Origin of the sequence: Enterobacter cloacae complex sp. SHL012 (assembly GCF_049237505.1) — a bacterium.
GTDB lineage: Bacteria > Pseudomonadota > Gammaproteobacteria > Enterobacterales > Enterobacteriaceae > Enterobacter > Enterobacter kobei.
The window spans coordinates 607,294-623,259 of sequence record NZ_JBMKIZ010000001.1 but is presented as its reverse complement, the minus strand read 5'-3'; the positions used below and the strand labels follow the sequence as shown (position 1 = coordinate 623,259).

17 protein-coding genes and 1 pseudogene are annotated in these 15,966 nt (G+C 53.4%); 9 read left to right on the top strand and 9 right to left on the bottom strand.

Annotated elements, in window-relative coordinates; genetic code table 11:
- Nucleotides 1-12 precede the first annotated feature (12 nt).
- Complete coding sequence (gene dbpA, locus ACOTY9_RS02995) at nucleotides 13-1,386, top strand: ATP-dependent RNA helicase DbpA (RefSeq protein ID WP_014884033.1); 1,374 nt, start codon at nucleotides 13-15, stop codon at nucleotides 1,384-1,386.
- A gap of 42 nt (nucleotides 1,387-1,428) precedes the next feature.
- Here dbpA and ttcA read toward each other — a convergent pair whose 3' ends face one another.
- Both ttcA and ACOTY9_RS02985 read right to left on the bottom strand, forming a co-directional pair.
- A complete protein-coding gene (ttcA, locus tag ACOTY9_RS02990; RefSeq protein WP_421637303.1) occupies nucleotides 1,429-2,364 on the bottom strand; it encodes a tRNA 2-thiocytidine(32) synthetase TtcA in 936 nt (311 codons plus the stop codon).
- 11 nt (nucleotides 2,365-2,375) lie between these two features.
- A pseudogene (locus ACOTY9_RS02985) lies at nucleotides 2,376-2,550 on the bottom strand (hypothetical protein); the annotation flags it as partial.
- An 81-nt stretch (nucleotides 2,551-2,631) separates the two neighbouring features.
- Here ACOTY9_RS02985 and ACOTY9_RS02980 point away from each other — a divergent pair.
- The 5 genes from ACOTY9_RS02980 (at nucleotide 2,632) to ACOTY9_RS02960 (ending at nucleotide 4,724) form a co-directional block, all read left to right on the top strand.
- Nucleotides 2,632-2,976, top strand: a complete 345-nt coding sequence (locus ACOTY9_RS02980) for a DUF1294 domain-containing protein (RefSeq protein ID WP_088126699.1) — start codon at nucleotides 2,632-2,634, stop codon at nucleotides 2,974-2,976.
- A gap of 94 nt (nucleotides 2,977-3,070) precedes the next feature.
- On the top strand, nucleotides 3,071-3,508 hold the full coding sequence (locus tag ACOTY9_RS02975; protein WP_023330513.1) for a VOC family protein: 438 nt from the start codon (nucleotides 3,071-3,073) through the stop codon (nucleotides 3,506-3,508).
- Between the two features lie 104 nt (nucleotides 3,509-3,612).
- Complete coding sequence (locus ACOTY9_RS02970; protein ID WP_014883976.1) at nucleotides 3,613-4,062, top strand: hypothetical protein; 450 nt, start codon at nucleotides 3,613-3,615, stop codon at nucleotides 4,060-4,062.
- 39 nt (nucleotides 4,063-4,101) lie between these two features.
- Complete coding sequence (locus ACOTY9_RS02965) at nucleotides 4,102-4,299, top strand: hypothetical protein (RefSeq protein ID WP_014883975.1); 198 nt, start codon at nucleotides 4,102-4,104, stop codon at nucleotides 4,297-4,299.
- 2 nt (nucleotides 4,300-4,301) lie between these two features.
- Nucleotides 4,302-4,724, top strand: a complete 423-nt coding sequence (locus ACOTY9_RS02960) for a GFA family protein (protein ID WP_348565480.1) — start codon at nucleotides 4,302-4,304, stop codon at nucleotides 4,722-4,724.
- Between the two features lie 17 nt (nucleotides 4,725-4,741).
- Here ACOTY9_RS02960 and ACOTY9_RS02955 read toward each other — a convergent pair whose 3' ends face one another.
- The 3 genes from ACOTY9_RS02955 to nifJ form a co-directional block, all read right to left on the bottom strand.
- On the bottom strand, nucleotides 4,742-4,867 hold the full coding sequence (locus ACOTY9_RS02955) for a hypothetical protein (RefSeq protein ID WP_255199877.1): 126 nt from the start codon (nucleotides 4,865-4,867) through the stop codon (nucleotides 4,742-4,744).
- Nucleotides 4,868-5,007: 140 nt separating this feature from the next.
- Nucleotides 5,008-6,117: a porin OmpC gene (gene ompC, locus ACOTY9_RS02950; protein WP_014883973.1), complete on the bottom strand. Its 1,110-nt coding sequence runs from the start codon at nucleotides 6,115-6,117 to the stop codon at nucleotides 5,008-5,010.
- Nucleotides 6,118-6,505: 388 nt separating this feature from the next.
- Nucleotides 6,506-10,030: a pyruvate:ferredoxin (flavodoxin) oxidoreductase gene (nifJ, locus tag ACOTY9_RS02945; protein ID WP_348565481.1), complete on the bottom strand. Its 3,525-nt coding sequence runs from the start codon at nucleotides 10,028-10,030 to the stop codon at nucleotides 6,506-6,508.
- A 270-nt stretch (nucleotides 10,031-10,300) separates the two neighbouring features.
- Between nifJ and ACOTY9_RS02940 the strand changes: the two genes are divergently transcribed.
- Entirely contained in the window at nucleotides 10,301-10,567 is a 267-nt protein-coding gene (locus tag ACOTY9_RS02940) for a DUF333 domain-containing protein (RefSeq protein WP_023330510.1), read from the top strand.
- Here the strand turns inward: ACOTY9_RS02940 and hslJ are convergent, their stop codons facing one another.
- The 4 genes from hslJ to ACOTY9_RS02920 all read right to left on the bottom strand — a co-directional run bounded on the left by hslJ (nucleotide 10,568) and on the right by ACOTY9_RS02920 (nucleotide 13,670).
- Nucleotides 10,568-11,005, bottom strand: coding sequence for a heat shock protein HslJ (gene hslJ / locus ACOTY9_RS02935; RefSeq protein ID WP_014883970.1), 438 nt, complete (start codon nucleotides 11,003-11,005; stop codon nucleotides 10,568-10,570).
- A 126-nt stretch (nucleotides 11,006-11,131) separates the two neighbouring features.
- The gene (locus tag ACOTY9_RS02930) at nucleotides 11,132-11,260 is read right to left on the bottom strand and encodes a DUF2474 domain-containing protein (protein WP_023330509.1); all 129 of its coding nucleotides are present in this window, start codon (nucleotides 11,258-11,260) and stop codon (nucleotides 11,132-11,134) included.
- A complete protein-coding gene (cydB, locus tag ACOTY9_RS02925; protein WP_023330508.1) occupies nucleotides 11,260-12,270 on the bottom strand; it encodes a cytochrome d ubiquinol oxidase subunit II in 1,011 nt (336 codons plus the stop codon). Before cydB ends, ACOTY9_RS02930 begins: the two co-directional genes overlap by 1 nt.
- Entirely contained in the window at nucleotides 12,270-13,670 is a 1,401-nt protein-coding gene (locus tag ACOTY9_RS02920) for a cytochrome ubiquinol oxidase subunit I (RefSeq protein WP_014883967.1), read from the bottom strand. The genes cydB and ACOTY9_RS02920 overlap by 1 nt, the downstream gene beginning before the upstream one ends.
- 393 nt (nucleotides 13,671-14,063) lie before the next feature.
- Between ACOTY9_RS02920 and ACOTY9_RS02915 the strand changes: the two genes are divergently transcribed.
- Nucleotides 14,064-14,252: a cold-shock protein gene (locus ACOTY9_RS02915; protein ID WP_348565482.1), complete on the top strand. Its 189-nt coding sequence runs from the start codon at nucleotides 14,064-14,066 to the stop codon at nucleotides 14,250-14,252.
- A gap of 82 nt (nucleotides 14,253-14,334) precedes the next feature.
- Nucleotides 14,335-15,744: a PLP-dependent aminotransferase family protein gene (locus ACOTY9_RS02910; RefSeq protein ID WP_032636344.1), complete on the top strand. Its 1,410-nt coding sequence runs from the start codon at nucleotides 14,335-14,337 to the stop codon at nucleotides 15,742-15,744.
- Nucleotides 15,745-15,966: the final 222 nt, after the last annotated feature.

Sequence of the window (15,966 nt, the reverse complement as noted above, 5' to 3'; positions counted from 1 at the left end):
CGAGAGACTACTGTGACCGCTTTTTCTACCCTGAATGTTCTGCCTGCCGCCCAACTCGACAACCTCAACGAGTTGGGATATCTCACGATGACGCCTGTTCAGGCGGCCGCGCTGCCCGCTATCCTTGAGGGCCGCGACGTACGCGTGCAGGCGAAAACCGGCAGTGGGAAAACGGCCGCTTTCGGTCTTGGTCTGCTGCAGCATATTGACGCGTCGCTGTTCCAGACTCAGTCGCTGATATTGTGCCCGACCCGCGAGCTGGCAGACCAGGTCGCGGGTGAACTGCGTCGCCTGGCGCGCTTTATGCCCAATACCAAGATCCTGACGCTCTGTGGTGGACAGCCGTTCGGCGCACAGCGTGATTCGCTCCAGCATGCGCCACACATTATTGTCGCGACGCCTGGCCGCCTGCTGGATCACCTGCAAAAAGGCACCGTTTCGCTGGATGCATTAAGCACGCTGGTGATGGATGAGGCGGACAGAATGCTGGATATGGGCTTCAGTGATGCCATTGATGAAGTGATCCGCTTCGCGCCGGACGATCGCCAGACGTTGCTATTCTCTGCGACCTGGCCTGAAGCCATCGCCGCAATCAGCGGTCGCGTGCAGAAAAATCCGCTCACTATCGAGATAGACAGCGTCGACGCGCTCCCGGCCATCGAACAGCAGTTCTTTGAAACCTCACAGCAGGGAAAAATCCCGCTCCTGCAGAAATTGCTGAGCCAGCATCAGCCTGCGTCGTGCGTGGTGTTTTGTAATACTAAAAAAGACTGTCAGGCGGTGTGTGATGCGCTGAATGCGGCGGGGCAGAGCGCCTTATCTTTGCATGGCGATCTGGAACAGCGCGATCGCGATCAGACCCTGGTGCGTTTCGCCAACGGTAGCGCCCGTGTTCTGGTGGCGACAGACGTGGCGGCGCGCGGTCTGGATATCAAATCCCTTGAGCTGGTGGTGAACTTTGAGCTGGCATGGGATCCCGAAGTCCACGTCCACCGTATTGGCCGTACCGCACGTGCAGGAAACAGCGGTCTTGCCATCAGCTTCTGTGCGCCGGAAGAGGCGCAGCGCGCCAATATTCTCGCTGAAATGCTGCAGATCACGCTGAACTGGGTGAATGCACCGGGCAGCGTTAAACTCGTGCCGCTGGAGGCCGAAATGGCGACGCTGTGTATTGATGGCGGCAAAAAAGCCAAGATGCGTCCGGGTGATGTGTTAGGGGCATTAACCGGCGATATCGGTCTGGAAGGGGCGGATATCGGTAAGATTGCGGTTCATCCGGCGCATGTTTATGTGGCCGTGCGTCAGGCAGTTGCCCATAAGGCATGGAAGCAGCTGCAAAATGGCAAGATTAAAGGTAAAACCTGCCGCGTTCGTCTACTGAAATAAGGCATAAAGCGTCTCAGAAGATCTTTCTGAGACGCTAACCGATTACTTCACTTCCAGCACGTTCAGACGCAGTTCGTCCAGTTGGTTATCATTGTCTTCCGGCTGCCAGCCCGCAGGCTGCATGGGGATCTCTTCCCGGTCAAATGCCAGGTCACCACCATTCACCACTTCTGAATCATGGTTGATGCCTTTGAAGTCGAAGAGCTCAACGTCAGCGAGGTGTGAAGGGACCACGTTTTGCATCGCGCTGAACATGGTTTCGATGCGACCCGGGTAACGTTTGTCCCAGTCGCGCAGCATGTCGCCAATCACCTGACGCTGCAGGTTTGGCTGAGAGCCGCACAGGTTACATGGAATGATCGGGAACCCTTTCGCCTGTGAAAAACGCTCAATGTCTTTTTCGCGGCAGTAGGCAAGAGGGCGGATCACAATGTGCTTGCCGTCATCGCTCATCAGTTTAGGCGGCATGCCTTTCATCTTGCCACCGTAGAACATATTCAGGAACAGCGTTTGCAGGATATCATCGCGGTGATGGCCCAGCGCAATTTTGGTCGCACCCAGTTCCGTCGCGGTACGATAGAGAATGCCACGGCGCAGACGGGAGCAAAGCGAGCAGGTCGTTTTCCCTTCCGGGATCTTCTCTTTCACAATGCCGTAGGTATTTTCTTCGACGATCTTGTACTCAACGCCCAGGTTTTCAAGGTATTCCGGCAGGATGTGTTCCGGAAAACCCGGCTGTTTCTGGTCAAGGTTGACCGCTACCAGCGAAAAATTAACCGGCGCGCTTTGCTGAAGATTGCGCAGGATCTCCAGCATGGTGTAGCTGTCTTTACCGCCTGACAGGCAAACCATGATGCGGTCGCCTTCTTCAATCATGTTGAAGTCTGCAATGGCTTCGCCCACGTTACGGCGCAGACGCTTTTGCAGTTTGTTCAGGTTGTATTGCTCTTTCTTGTTAATTTCTTGATTAGCTTGCATTTATTCTTAACTCAAACCTCAAATGGGCACCAGCGGGATAGCATGATTTCAAACACCCTCTGCGCATTTGTGTGCCCATCCGACGGGTAATAAAAGACGGGTTCGCGCCTGCAGTGAAAACCAGCCTGCGAAAGTGTGCCGTGTATGGTACGGATTGCTGCGACGAATGCCAGCATGTTTTACGGAATAATCACCTTAACCTGACACTATCTTAAGATAGCGTATAATGGCTTTCCAGATCCGCCCGCCAATCCAGTGACTGTTCCTATGACGCTCAATCGTTTTTGTTTTTTGCTCCTGCTTGTCGCTGCGATCGGCAGCTTTTTCTCCTCGTCTTCCTTTGCCGTGTGGTTCCTGCTGATCAATGTGCTGACAATGGCCATTTATGGCGCCGATAAAACGGCAGCACGGAAAGGGATGCGCAGGGTGCCGGAAACCACGTTACTCCTGTACGGTGCTGTGGGAGGGTGGCCTGGCGCGATTTTGGGTCAACAACTCTTTCGCCATAAAACGCAAAAGCAGCCGTTCAAAACCTGGTTTTGGATCAGTGTTGTGGTGAGTCTCTCAGCCATGATGGCGCTGTATTATTTCTCTCCTTTTACCCCTTATTGAGCGTTGTCAGGACCGCACACATTCCCGTTGACCTCAAGTTAACTTGAGCTTTTAAGATGTCTTCGACATGTTGATACAGGAGTAACAACTTAAAATGAAAGACATCGATGTAGGCTTCACGCATGTTGCGTTTATGGTCAGGGACCTGGAAAAAAGCATCACGTTCTATCGCCGATACGCCGGGATGGACGTTATTCATTCGCGTGAACCCGGTCTTCCTGATGCCCGAAAAGTGGCATGGTTGACTGACCACACCCGTCCTTTTGCGCTGGTTCTGGTGCAGGCAGACAACGTGACCGATACGCCGCTGGGGAATTTTGGCCACCTTGGGATTGCCTGCGCCACGCGTGAAGAAATTGACAGAAAAACGGCGATGGCCACTGAGGAAGGGATATTACGGAAAGCACCGGAAGATCTGGGTGACCCCGTCGGGTATTACGTATTCTTTGCCGATCCTGACGGAAATACCTTAGAGCTCTCATATGGTCAGCGTGTCGGGCTGACGGCGACGGGTGAGAATGCATCTGAATAACGTGAAACGGGCCTACTGCCAAAAGTAGTAGGCCAATTCCTGGTGGGTTGCTGTTTTTTGCACAATCTGAATAATACGTGCAACAACACGGACGACAGTATCCCATGAATAGAAAATCTATTGCACTGGCAGCACTGGTGTTTTTCTCTGCGCCTGGCTGGTCAGCGTTTCAGGAGCGGGAATATAATACCTGGTATATAAAAAATGCCGTTCTCTATGACATGACGCAGACCTCGGACGGTTTTCCTGTCATGGTGAGCATATTCCAGCCTGAGCGTAAATCCGCAAATCTGGTGGTGTCGTACATCACTGAAGGCCGTTGCGATGATAATAACCAGCAGCTTAATGTAAATGGCAAAGTGCTGGCCGCAAAATATCGCTGTGTTCAGGTTGGACAGAACAGAATAGACCATTTCTCCGTGGTGGATGCGAACAGCGTCAATAGCCTGGTGACCTATCTAAAATCCGATTTCACGCTACTCCTGCAAAATGATATCAAGATTTGGGCGGCAAATATCAAAACGCCCAAATACGGTCTGACGCCGCGTTTTTAAAATCCTGCTACGCTTGTTTGTTGTATCAGGAGCATGAAGATGAAGAACAAAGACGAACAAACAGGATTAGTGGGGCTGGCGATCGGCGCCGCTGTTATTGGACTGGTTTCCGCACAGAGACCGATCGATCGCGACAGCATAGTGGATGAACTGGTCAGGCTGGGCAGGCAGAAAGGCGATGGTGTCGAAGATGAGGTTTTCGTTAAAGCCGCCCAGCTGGTGAGAAAAGGGGTATAACGATGGCTGAAGTATGTCATGCGCAGTGCCATTGTGGCGCGGTAGCCTTTACGGTCGAACTCACTGATGGCTTTAACACCGCGCGGCGCTGCAGTTGCTCTTTTTGTCGTATGCGGGGCGCAGTCGCGGTTTCTGCTCCGTTATCGGGAATTACCGTAACCAAAGGCGAGGACAAGCTGACGGAGTACCGTTTTAACACCGGGACGGCGCGGCATTTCTTTTGCTCAGTCTGCGGAATATATACGTTCCATCAGCGTCGCTCTAACCCTAATGAATACGGCGTGAATGTGTCCTGTATTGAAAATGTCTCGCCGTTTGATTTCCCCGAAGTGACGGTAATGGACGGCGTCAACCATCCGAAGGACGGCGAAAGTGGGGTGTTTGGTTATCTCTCGTTTCGCAAAAGAGAGACCCATAAAAGCTAATTACTGCATGGGCAGGATTAACCGCCTTCCAGTCGGGTCAACAACGCACCGAGATGTCCGACAATATCGCGGAAATCAAAAATCAACGCCATCCACAAACAGGCTAAAAGAGTCAGTACGGTTAAGGATAGACGAGCAAACAACGCAGTTGTCCTTAATGAAGAAAGGGCTATCTGCGCAGTCTAACCTGCTTTCTCTCAACTTAGCCTCAACCAAAACCTTTCTGAAGCTACCATTTGTGATGGCATTCAAAAAAAAGCCCGCATTTCGCGGGCTCTGATCATCAGAACTGGTAAACCAGACCTAACGCGACGACATCATCGGTGCTGATGCCGTTGTCTTTGTAGAAGTTATCATCTTCATCCAGCAGGTTGATTTTGTAATCAACGTAGGTGGACATGTTCTTGTTGAAATAGTAGGTAGCGCCTACATCCGCATATTTAACCAGGTCCTGATCGCCCTGACCGTTGGCCAGGTCTTTACCTTTAGACTGCAAATAAGAAATGGCCGGACGCAGACCGAAATCAAACTGGTACTGCGCAGTCACTTCAAAGTTCTGGGTTTTGTTCGCCACGGCGTCGGTATTATCACCATACGGGGTCATGTTGCGGGTTTCAGAATACATCGCCGCCAGATAGATATTATTGGCGTCATATTTCAGGCCTGCCGTCCAGGCATCTGCTTTATCACCGCCCGCAGTGGTATTCGTCACCTGGTCGTTGGTACGGTCAGAAGAGGTGTACGCAGCACCGGCGCTGATGCCCATGCCAAGGTCGTAGGTGGTCGAAATACCGAAGCCGTCACCGTTCTCATGACGCGTGTCGCGGCCATTATTGGTGCCTTCCTGGTTGTTGCTGGCATCTTCATTTTTGCCCTGATACTGCAGCGCAAAGTTCAGACCCGGCACCAGACCGTAGAAGTCGGTGTTACGATAGGTTGCGACGCCGTTCGCACGGCCAGTCATAAAGTTATCCGCATTGGTGTAAGAGTCGCCGCCGAATTCAGGGAGCATATCGGTCCAGCCTTCCACGTCGTACAGCACGCCATAGTTACGGCCATAATCGAACGAGCCGTAGTCACCCACTTTTACACCGGCGAAGGCCAGACGCGTCCAGGACTGGTTATCAGACCCTTCAGTGTTATTAGCCTGAATGTTGTACTCCCACTGGGCGTAGCCGGTCATCATGTCATTGATCTGCGTCTCACCCTTGAAACCCAGACGCATGTAGGTTTGGTCGCCATCTTTAGAGGCGTCATCAGAGAAGTAGTGCAGGCCGTCTACTTTTCCGTACAGGTCTAATTTGTTGCCATCTTTATTATAAATTTCTGCCGCATGTGCTGCGCCAGCCATTAACAGAGCCGGAATCATCAGAGCCAGTACTTTTCTTTGCATTTTGGTATTCCTTTGCGGTTGTTTTTATTTAATTACCTGTTGAACTTTCCAAATAAGAAAGTGGTCTCATGCTAAAACACTCCGCAGAAGAGTAATAAAATATAATTGTTACGAATTGAGTTAAATCTAAACTGAATTAAACCACGGTAATGATCATTTGTTTGGTGAATAATTAAGGTTATACCATAACAAATAAAAATTTTTAATGAGTCGCCAGTTCAGGTAGTCTTAGCGTCGTTATATGCCTTTAAGATTATTTATCCATAATTCACATGAATGTTATTTAGGTAACTAAAACGATATTCATTGATTATCTGGATTAGCCCGATGTGAAAGCATCGGGCTTTTTTTATGACAAAAAAATGCCCGGACGAGCCGGGCAGTGGCGTTAGTCGCTGGCTGATTTTTCGGCCTTCCCGGCCAGCTGTGCCAGGAAGTCATACCTTTTTTGCAGATCGGCTGCGGCGTCTTTCCAGAGTTGTTCCGCCACCTCAGGCTGTTGCGCATTGAGGCGACGGAAGCGCTGCTCCTGCATCAGCGTCTCTGCCAGCGCATCTGACGGCGGACGCGAATCCAGCGCCAGCGGTAATTTACCCTCGTCCGCACGGCGTGGATCGAACCGGTACAGCGGCCAGAAGCCGGTCGCCGTCAGTTGACGCATCTGATCGTGGCTGAGCGCCAGATCGTAGCCATGTTCTTCGCACGGGCTGTAGGCAATGATCAGCGATGGGCCGGGATAGGCTTCTGCTTCCTGAATCGCTTTCACCGTCTGGTTAAGCTGCGCGCCGAGCGAGATTTGCGCGACGTAAACGTGGCCGTACATCATCATACTCACGCCGAGATCCTTGCGTGCTTTGCGCTTACCGTGTTCACCAAATTTCGTGACGGCGCCCAGCGGTGTGGCTTTCGACGCCTGCCCACCCGTATTGGAATAACACTGCGTATCCAGCACCAGGATGTTGACGTTCTCGGTGAGGCTCAGGACGTGATCCAGCCCGCCAAAGCCGATGTCGTAAGCCCAGCCGTCGCCGCCAATCAACCAGATGGATTTTTCGACCAGCGCGTCAGCGTCGGTCAGCAACTGCTCTGCATCCGCGACCCCCTGAAGGGCGTGACGCAACGCTGCCACCTGCTCGCGACGCACGTCGGGTGTCGCTTCGGCATGAAGCGCTGCATTCAGTTCGGCAGGAATTTGCCCGGCGAACTGCTCCAGCAAGCGCATCACTCGCGCGCGGTGTTGATCAACGGTGAGGCGGAAGCCCAGGCCAAACTCGGCGTTATCCTCAAATAGTGAGTTTGCCCAGGCCGGACCGCGACCCTTTTCATCGGTGGTATAAGGCGTAGAGGGCAAATTACCGCCGTAGATGGACGAGCAGCCGGTGGCGTTAGCAATCAACATCCGGTCGCCGTACAACTGAGTAAGCAGTTTGATATACGGCGTTTCACCGCAGCCGGAACAAGCACCAGAGTATTCGAACAGCGGCGTGATGAGCTGCGAAGTCCGAATATCAATCCGTTCCAGTTTGCTGCGATCGATTTCCGGCAGATTCAGGAAGAAGTCATAGTTCTCTTTCTCTTCTTCAACGTGCTCCAGGCGCGACATCATGTTGATTGCTTTAATGTCCGGGTTCTGCCTGTCTTTCGCCGGGCAGACCTCAACGCAGAGGTTACAGCCGGTGCAATCTTCCGGCGCGACCTGCAGAACGTATTTCTGTCCGCGCATATCGCGGGATTTTACATCCAGCGAGTGCAGGCTGGCCGGTGCGTCTTCCATCGCTTCCGGTGACACGACCTTGGCACGAATGGCCGAGTGCGGGCAGGCCGCGACGCAGTGGTTGCACTGAGTGCACAGCTCTTCTTTCCAGATCGGGATTTCTTCGGCGATATTGCGCTTTTCCCAGCGCGTGGTACCCATCGGCCAGGTTCCATCCGGCGGCAGCGCGGAGACGGGCAGGGCGTCACCCAGCCCGGCCAGCATGGCTGCCGTTACGGTCTTAACGAAATCAGGCGCCGCATCAGAGACCACCGGAGGACGGTTCGGACTGGCGTCATTCACCGGTTGCAGCGGCACCTCGGACAGCGACTCGCGCGCCAGCGCCAGCGCCTGCCAGTTACGCTCTACCAGCTCCTGTCCCTTGCTGCTGTAGCTTTTGGCGATCGCGCCCTGCAACTCTACCAGTGCGCTGTCGCCCGGCAGGATTTGGGTCAGATGGAAGAAGGCCATCTGCATCACGGTATTGATACGTGCAGCCAGGCCACATTCGCGGGCAATTTTTGCCGCGTTGACCACATAGAATCGGGCTTTTTTCTGGTTCAGGACCGTCTGTACTTCCTGCGGCAGACGCGCCCAGACCTCATCCGCGCTGTACGGCGTATTGAGGAGGAAAATACCGCCTGGCTTCAGGCGCTCCGCCATCTGGTATTTGTCGATAAACTGCAGCTGGTGGCAGCCAACAAAGTCGGCCTGAGAAATCAGGTAGGCCGAGCGGATAGGGTGCTCGCTGACGCGCAGGTGGGAAACGGTCAGGCCACCCGCTTTTTTGGAGTCGTAGACGAAGTAACCCTGCGCATACCACGGGGTCGAGTTACCGATGATCTTGATGTTATTTTTGGTCGCCGAGACGCTGCCATCGCTGCCCAGGCCGTAAAACAGTGCTTCAAGTTTGGCGGTTGAAGGCAGAGTATTTTCCGGCAACGGCAGGGACAGGTTCGTGACATCATCATAGATACCCACCGTAAAGCGCGGTTTGGGTTTTGCTTCCCGCAGTTCATTAAATACCGCCAGCACGCAATCCGGCCCGAACTCTTTGGAGGATAAGCCATAGCGACCGCCGATCACCCGCGGAAGTGTTTCACGCTCGCCCTGGTTAAAGGCTTCTGCCAGGGCGGTCATGACGTCCAGGTAAAGCGGTTCAGCGTGCGCCCCAGGCTCTTTGGTTCGGTCGAGCACCGCCACCGTACGCGCGCTTTCCGGCAGGGCAGAGAGCAGATGTTTGGCCGAGAACGGGCGATACAGACGCACTTTAAGTACGCTGACCTTTTCTCCACGGGTCAGCAGCTCGTCAACCACCTCTTCACAGGTGCCGATGGCGGAACCCATTAGCACAATCACGCGTTCAGCCTGCGGATGGCCGTAGTATTCGAACGGCTTGTACGCGCGCCCGGTCGCGGCGGCAAAATCATTCATTGCCTGCTCGACGTGGTCATAAACCGCGTTGTACCACGGGTTCGTGGCTTCCCGGGACTGGAAATAGGTATCCGGATTGGCTGATGTCCCGCGAATTACCGGGTGTTCCGGGTTAAGGGCACGGGCGCGATGCGCGTCGATTTCCGCCTGCGGCAAAAGATTCAGGATAGTATCATCCGCCAGCGGGACGATTTTGTTGATTTCGTGAGACGTGCGGAAACCATCAAAGAAGTGGATAAACGGAACGTGGCTTTTAAGCGTGGCGATATGAGAAATCAACGCAAAATCTTGTGCTTCCTGAACGCTGCTGGCGCAGAGCATGGCGCAGCCTGTCTGACGCACGGCCATCACGTCGGAGTGATCGCCAAAGATGGAGAGCGCATGGGTCGCAACGGTACGTGCGGCGACGTGCAGGACGAAGGGGGTCAGCTGGCCGGCGAGTTTGTACAGCGTCGGGATCATCAACAACAATCCCTGTGAGGAGGTAAACGACGTGGAGAGCGCGCCTGTCTGCAGCGCACCATGAACCGTAGCGATCGCTCCCGCTTCAGACTGCATTTCAACCACTCTCGGGACATCACCCCAGACGTTTTTTACCCCGTTTCCCGCCCAGGCATCCGCCTGTTCCGCCATGGTCGAGCTTGGCGTAATCGGGTATATGGCGATAACTTCGCTGGTGCGAAACGCGACTGAGGCAACTGCACCATTACCGTCAATAGTTTGCATAGGACGACACCCTTACATTGCGCAAAAAAGAGGGCCTGTCATAAGACGACAAGCCTTGAATATTATCTCTTTAGTCTAGCAAACAGGGGGTTTTACGATTTTCGCTTTTGTGTCCTCGATATTCTCGTCATCAATGAGTAGATCAACTAAAGGGTAAAAAAATTGCGAGAAATTGTTTCAGTAGCGCATAAATACGCACTTCCGCTCTCGACGACACGGGAGGTGATGCCTATTATGCATAGGTTTCGCATTATTTACGGGGGAGAGAGCATGCGTTCAGCATTTTTGATTGGGTGTGCCGCATTATTATTGTCGGCATGTAGCAGTGAGCCTGTTCAGCAGGCGACGGCGGCTCACGTAGCGCCGGGAATGAGAGCGTCAATGTCCAGCTCAGGACAAGCCAACTGTGCCATGATTGGCGGCTCGCTGTCGGTTGCCCGCCAGCTTGATGGTTCAGCTATTGGGATGTGCGCGTTGCCAAACGGCAAACGCTGCAGTGAACAGTCGCTTGCCGTTGGAAGCTGCGGTAACTACTGATCAGTCAACACGTTTAAACATCAGCGTTTTGTCGGCGGTCGCCAGCGTTAACTGGTCTTCCGTCAGGTCGACCTGCGCCCCTTTGCGCAGCATGTCGCCGAGGGTGTGATCCAGTTCGTTAAGCTGCGGTTCAGTACAGAGTTTGCGCGTCATTGCCAGCGTTTTCACTGTCAGCTCACCTTCGGACAATTTCCCCTGTCCGTTGAAGCGGTTACACATCGTGCCAGACACGCTGATGTTATCTACCAGGTTCAGAGCGGGCAGCGCGTTAAAACTGATCTCAGGTGGTGTTGTCATGCCCTTCACGGCTTTGCCATCCACATTTTCCAGTACAAAACGATGGTTCTTCAGCTGCTCTGGCTGAACGGACGCTTTGCCCGGATTAACGCAGCCGGTCAGGACAAGACTGATAACACTTAACGCAATGAGCTTTTTCATTTTTGTTCTCAAATAATAAATACTGTGAATCTTTTACCAGTGTAACGATACGCTGACGTGCGTTAATGGGGTTTATCTGAAAGTGCGGGGAGAGCCGGGCAACGCAGCGGTTGCCCGGAATGACGATTAATGAGATTTAAACCCGGCTGCCGTCATCAATATGCGAAAGAGCATACTGACCGCAGCCAGCGCCAGTACGCTGCCGCCCCAGATAATGGCCAGCCACAACACTCTTTTCCAGACCGGTTGTTGCATCAGTGATAACCCTCCCCATGCTGAACTTTGCCGCGAAATACGTAGTAACTCCAGAAGGTGTAGACCAGAATGACGGGGATGATCAACAGTGCACCCACCAGCATAAAGCCCTGGCTTTGCGTTGGCGCAGCGGCCTGCCACAAGGTGATGGATGGCGGAATAATATGCGGCCAGATGCTGATCCCAAGCCCGCTAAAACCAAGGAATATCAGCCCTAACGTCAGGATAAACGGACGGTTATGGCTGTCAGGATTATTCAGGCAGCGCCACTGATACAGGCTAAAAATCACGACCAGCGCAGGAACCGGCAGCAGATAAAACAGATTCGGCAGCGTAAACCAGCGTGCGGCAATGGCCGGGTGGGCCAGCGGCGTCCAGAGGCTGATCGCCGCAATAAATGCCAGCAGGATAATCAGTAACGTTTTGGATAACGCCCGCATCCTTTGCTGCAGCGCATTTTCGCTTTTCATTACCAGCCACGTCGATCCCAGCAACGCGTAGGCCACCATCAGACCCGCACCGCAGAACAGGTTAAATGCGGTAAACCAGTCAAACGGACCACCCGTATACGTTCGGCCTGTCACGGTAAAACCGTTAATGACGGCGCCCACCGTCACGCCCTGGGTAAACGTTGCCAGAATGGAACCGCCAATAAACGCTTTATCCCAGAAGGGGCGGTGGGCGGGCGTGGCTTTAAAACGAAACTCGAATGCCACCCCGCGGAAAATAAGTCCGATCAGCATTAATGTCAGCGGAATGGTGAGAGCATCAACGATCACCGCATACGCCAGCGGGAATGCGCCGAACAGGGCGGCGCCGCCAAGCACCAGCCAGGTCTCATTGCCGTCCCATACCGGCGCGACGCTGTTGACCATCACATCACGATCGTCAGCGTTTGGCGTTGCGGGGAACAACATCCCGATCCCCAGATCAAAGCCGTCCATGACGATATACATCAGCGTGGCAAAGACGATGATCACAAACCAGATAATGGAAAGATCGATACCCATTACGGCTGCTCCTTATGTTCAGTAGTGACGGCTGAAAGCGGGCGCGCAGGACGTCCATCGGACGCGGTGGCGAAAGATTCGTGTGGCTGCGGGCCTTTTTTGATGAGGCGAACCATATAGCTGTAGCCGACGCCGAACACCGAGGTGTAGACGACGAAGAAGGCCAGCAAACTCACGCTCATATGCAGATCGCCGTGGGCTGATACCGCATCCTTCGTTCGCTGGAGTCCATAGACCACCCACGGCTGGCGGCCCACTTCGGTGGTGACCCAGCCTGCCAGAATCGCAATCAGGCCGGATGGGCCCATTAACAGGGCAAACCACAGGAACGGGCGGGATGAATAAACGCGCTTTTTGTAGCGCAACCAGAGCGCCATCACCCCAAGCAGCAACATCAGCATGCCTAAGCCCGCCATGATGCGGAATGACCAGAAGACGATGGTCGAGTTTGGGCGATCTTCTTTCGGGAACTCCTTAAGGGCTGGGACCTGTTTATCCAGGCTGTGCGTCAGGATGAGACTTCCCAGCGCCGGGATCTCCAGACCAAAGCGGGTGCGCTCTTGCTCCATGTCAGGCCAGCCAAACAGCAGCAACGGGGTCGGCTCACCCGGTGGGTTTTCCCAGTGGCCCTCAATGGCGGCAATTTTGGCGGGTTGATGCTTTAAAGTATTCAACCCATGCATATCACCAACCATAGCCTGGAGGGGAGCGACAATCAGCGTCATCCACAGTGCCATTGAAAACATTGCCCGTATGGCAGGATTATTATTCCCGCGCAGCAAATGCCATGCTGCGGATGCACCAACAAACAGGGCGCTACTGAGGAACGCGGCGATCGACATATGCAGCAGGCGGTAAGGGAAGGAGGGGTTGAACACCACAGCGAACCAGTCCACCGGCACCACCTGGCCGTTGACAATCTCATAGCCCTGCGGGGTCTGCATCCAGCTATTCGAAGAGAGGATCCAGAAGGTGGAGATAATAGTCCCCAGCGCCACCATGCAGGTGGAGAAGAAGTGCAGTCCCGGTCCAACTTTCTTCCAGCCGAACAGCATCACGCCGAGGAAACCGGCCTCAAGGAAGAAGGCGGTAAGCACTTCGTAGGTCAGGAGCGGGCCGGTAATACTGCCCGCAAACTGTGAAAAGCCGCTCCAGTTGGTGCCAAACTGGTAGGCCATGACCAGGCCGGAGACTACGCCCATGCCAAAGTTAACGGCAAAAATCTTCGACCAGAAATGGTAAAGCGAGCGCCAGACCGGATTTTTTGTTTTCAGCCATAATCCTTCGAGCACGGCAAGATAGCTTGCCAGGCCGATGGTGATTGCCGGAAAAATAATGTGAAAGGATACGGTAAAGGCAAACTGTATCCGCGCAAGGTGAAAAGCATCCAAACCAAACATGCACAGCCTCAATGTCAAACGGTGTGTTGTTATGGTATAGGCGCAGAGATCGGACTATCAGACGCAGAACAGCGAATTTTAACCATAACAGTTTGATTCAGACTCCCGCTTTTACAAACTGATATAGATTACCGTTACGGAATAAAAAAATTATTTTTATGAATTTTACGCATCAATCCGCTTGCTTTGCCGTCAGCAACATGCGTTAATGGATTTCTGGTTTTGAGTCCAAAAAAATATCTGACGTAGTTTTATAAAGCAGTTCTCATCACGTTGTGCCTCTCCGCAGCCTCTCTTGGGTCTTTATCTACATTCCGATTCGTTTTGTTTAAAACCAATATTGCCCAATCGGCCCATTAGTAATTTACGTTTTTACGTTAACAGGAGAATCCTATGACTTCTTATATCCATTTCCGCTGCCCATGCTGTCATGGCTCGCAGTACCGCACTTCAGTCTTTGATGTGTCTGAGAAAAACCCATTCGGCGCAAAATGCATTTTTTGCAAATCGTCGATGGTCACGCTCGACCACCTCGCTGCTGCGCGTTCCGCGATGAATCACACCACCGAGTACCGTAAGTAATCTACCCGGTTTTTCATAACAGTTAGCAAAATCTTCTCTTTTTCTCCTGCTGATATACACTGTCGGCAATAAGGAGAATCTGATGAAAAAATACCAGCGTCTGGCGCAACAAATTATCTCGCAAATTGAGCTTGGCGTATGGCTGCCGGGCGATAAGCTGCCTTCCCTGCGAGAGCAGGTGGCGAGCAGCGGCATGAGTTTCATGACTGTTGGCCACGCGTATCAGATGCTGGAAAGTCAGGGACGCATTGTCGCCAGGCCACAATCGGGCTATTACGTTGCCTCGCGCCCGACCACGCACCAGCCTGTGCCGCCTGCCCAGGTGATGCGTGACGAAGCGGTGGATATCAACACCTATATCTTCGATGTCCTTCAGGCCAGCCGCGATCCGTCTGTCGTTCCTTTCGCATCCGCCTTTCCCGATCCCCGGCTTTTCCCGCTTCAGCAGCTCAACCGCTCGCTGGCTAACGTCAGCAAAACGGCGACTGCGATGAGCGTGATTGAAAACCTGCCGCCGGGTAACGCTGAACTCCGCCACGCCATTGCGCGCCGCTATGCGCAGCAGGGGATGAACATCTCGCCGGACGAAATTGTCATTACCGCAGGTGCGCTCGAAGCGCTGAACCTGAGTTTGCAGGCGGTGACGGAGCCTGGCGACTGGGTGATTGTCGAAAACCCCTGCTTTTATGGCGCGCTGCAGGCGCTGGAACGCCTGAAGCTCAAAGCGTTGTCGGTCGCCACGGACGTCCGGGAGGGGATAGACCTGAACGCCCTTGAACAGGCGCTGAATGACTATCCGGTAAAAGCCTGCTGGCTGATGACCAACGGCCAGAATCCGCTTGGTTTTACGCTAAGTGCAGAGAAAAAAGCCCGTCTGGTCGCCCTCCTGACAAAGCATAACGTCACCCTGATTGAGGACGATGTATACAGCGAGCTCTATTTCGGCCGCGAAAAACCGCTTCCGGCAAAAGCCTGGGATCGGGACGACATGACGCTTCACTGCTCCTCTTTTTCAAAATGTCTGGTGGCAGGATTCCGTATCGGCTGGGTGGCGGCCGGAAAACATGCGCGACGCATTCAGCAGTTGCAACTGATGAGCACGTTATCGACCAGCTCCCCTATGCAGCTGGCACTGGTGGACTACCTGGCGACTAAACGCTACGACGCCCATCTTCGCCGCCTGCGACGAACGCTCGCTGAGCGAAAACAGCAAGCCTGGCAGTCACTGCTGCGCCATATGCCCGCCGGGGTCAAAATTCACCATAACGACAGCGGCTACTTTTTATGGCTGGAGCTTCCGGCACAGCTGGATGCCGGGCTGCTAAGTGAAAAGGCCTTAACGCACCATATCAGCATTGCGCCAGGAAAAATGTTTTCCACCTCTGACGCATGGACACCGTTCTTCCGTTTTAATACCTCCTGGGCGTGGGGAGAGCGAGAAGAGCAGGCGGTGATTCAGTTAGGAAAATTAATTAGCACGATGTTGAAATAATCTTTTTCCCCTTATTTAAATAAACATTTCTTATCCTGATGACGGCGCTACGAATATTTCGCAGTGCCCGGTCATAGGAAATCTGCATACTGCCTCGCGCCGCTAACCCCTTGTCTATAATCCAGTTAACGGGGAATGCGCCCTCGGTCACACCTTGATGAAATTTCCTGAAGCCAAACGGTGCGGCGCATTTGTGCGGTCTACGTTTAATAAGGGAGATAT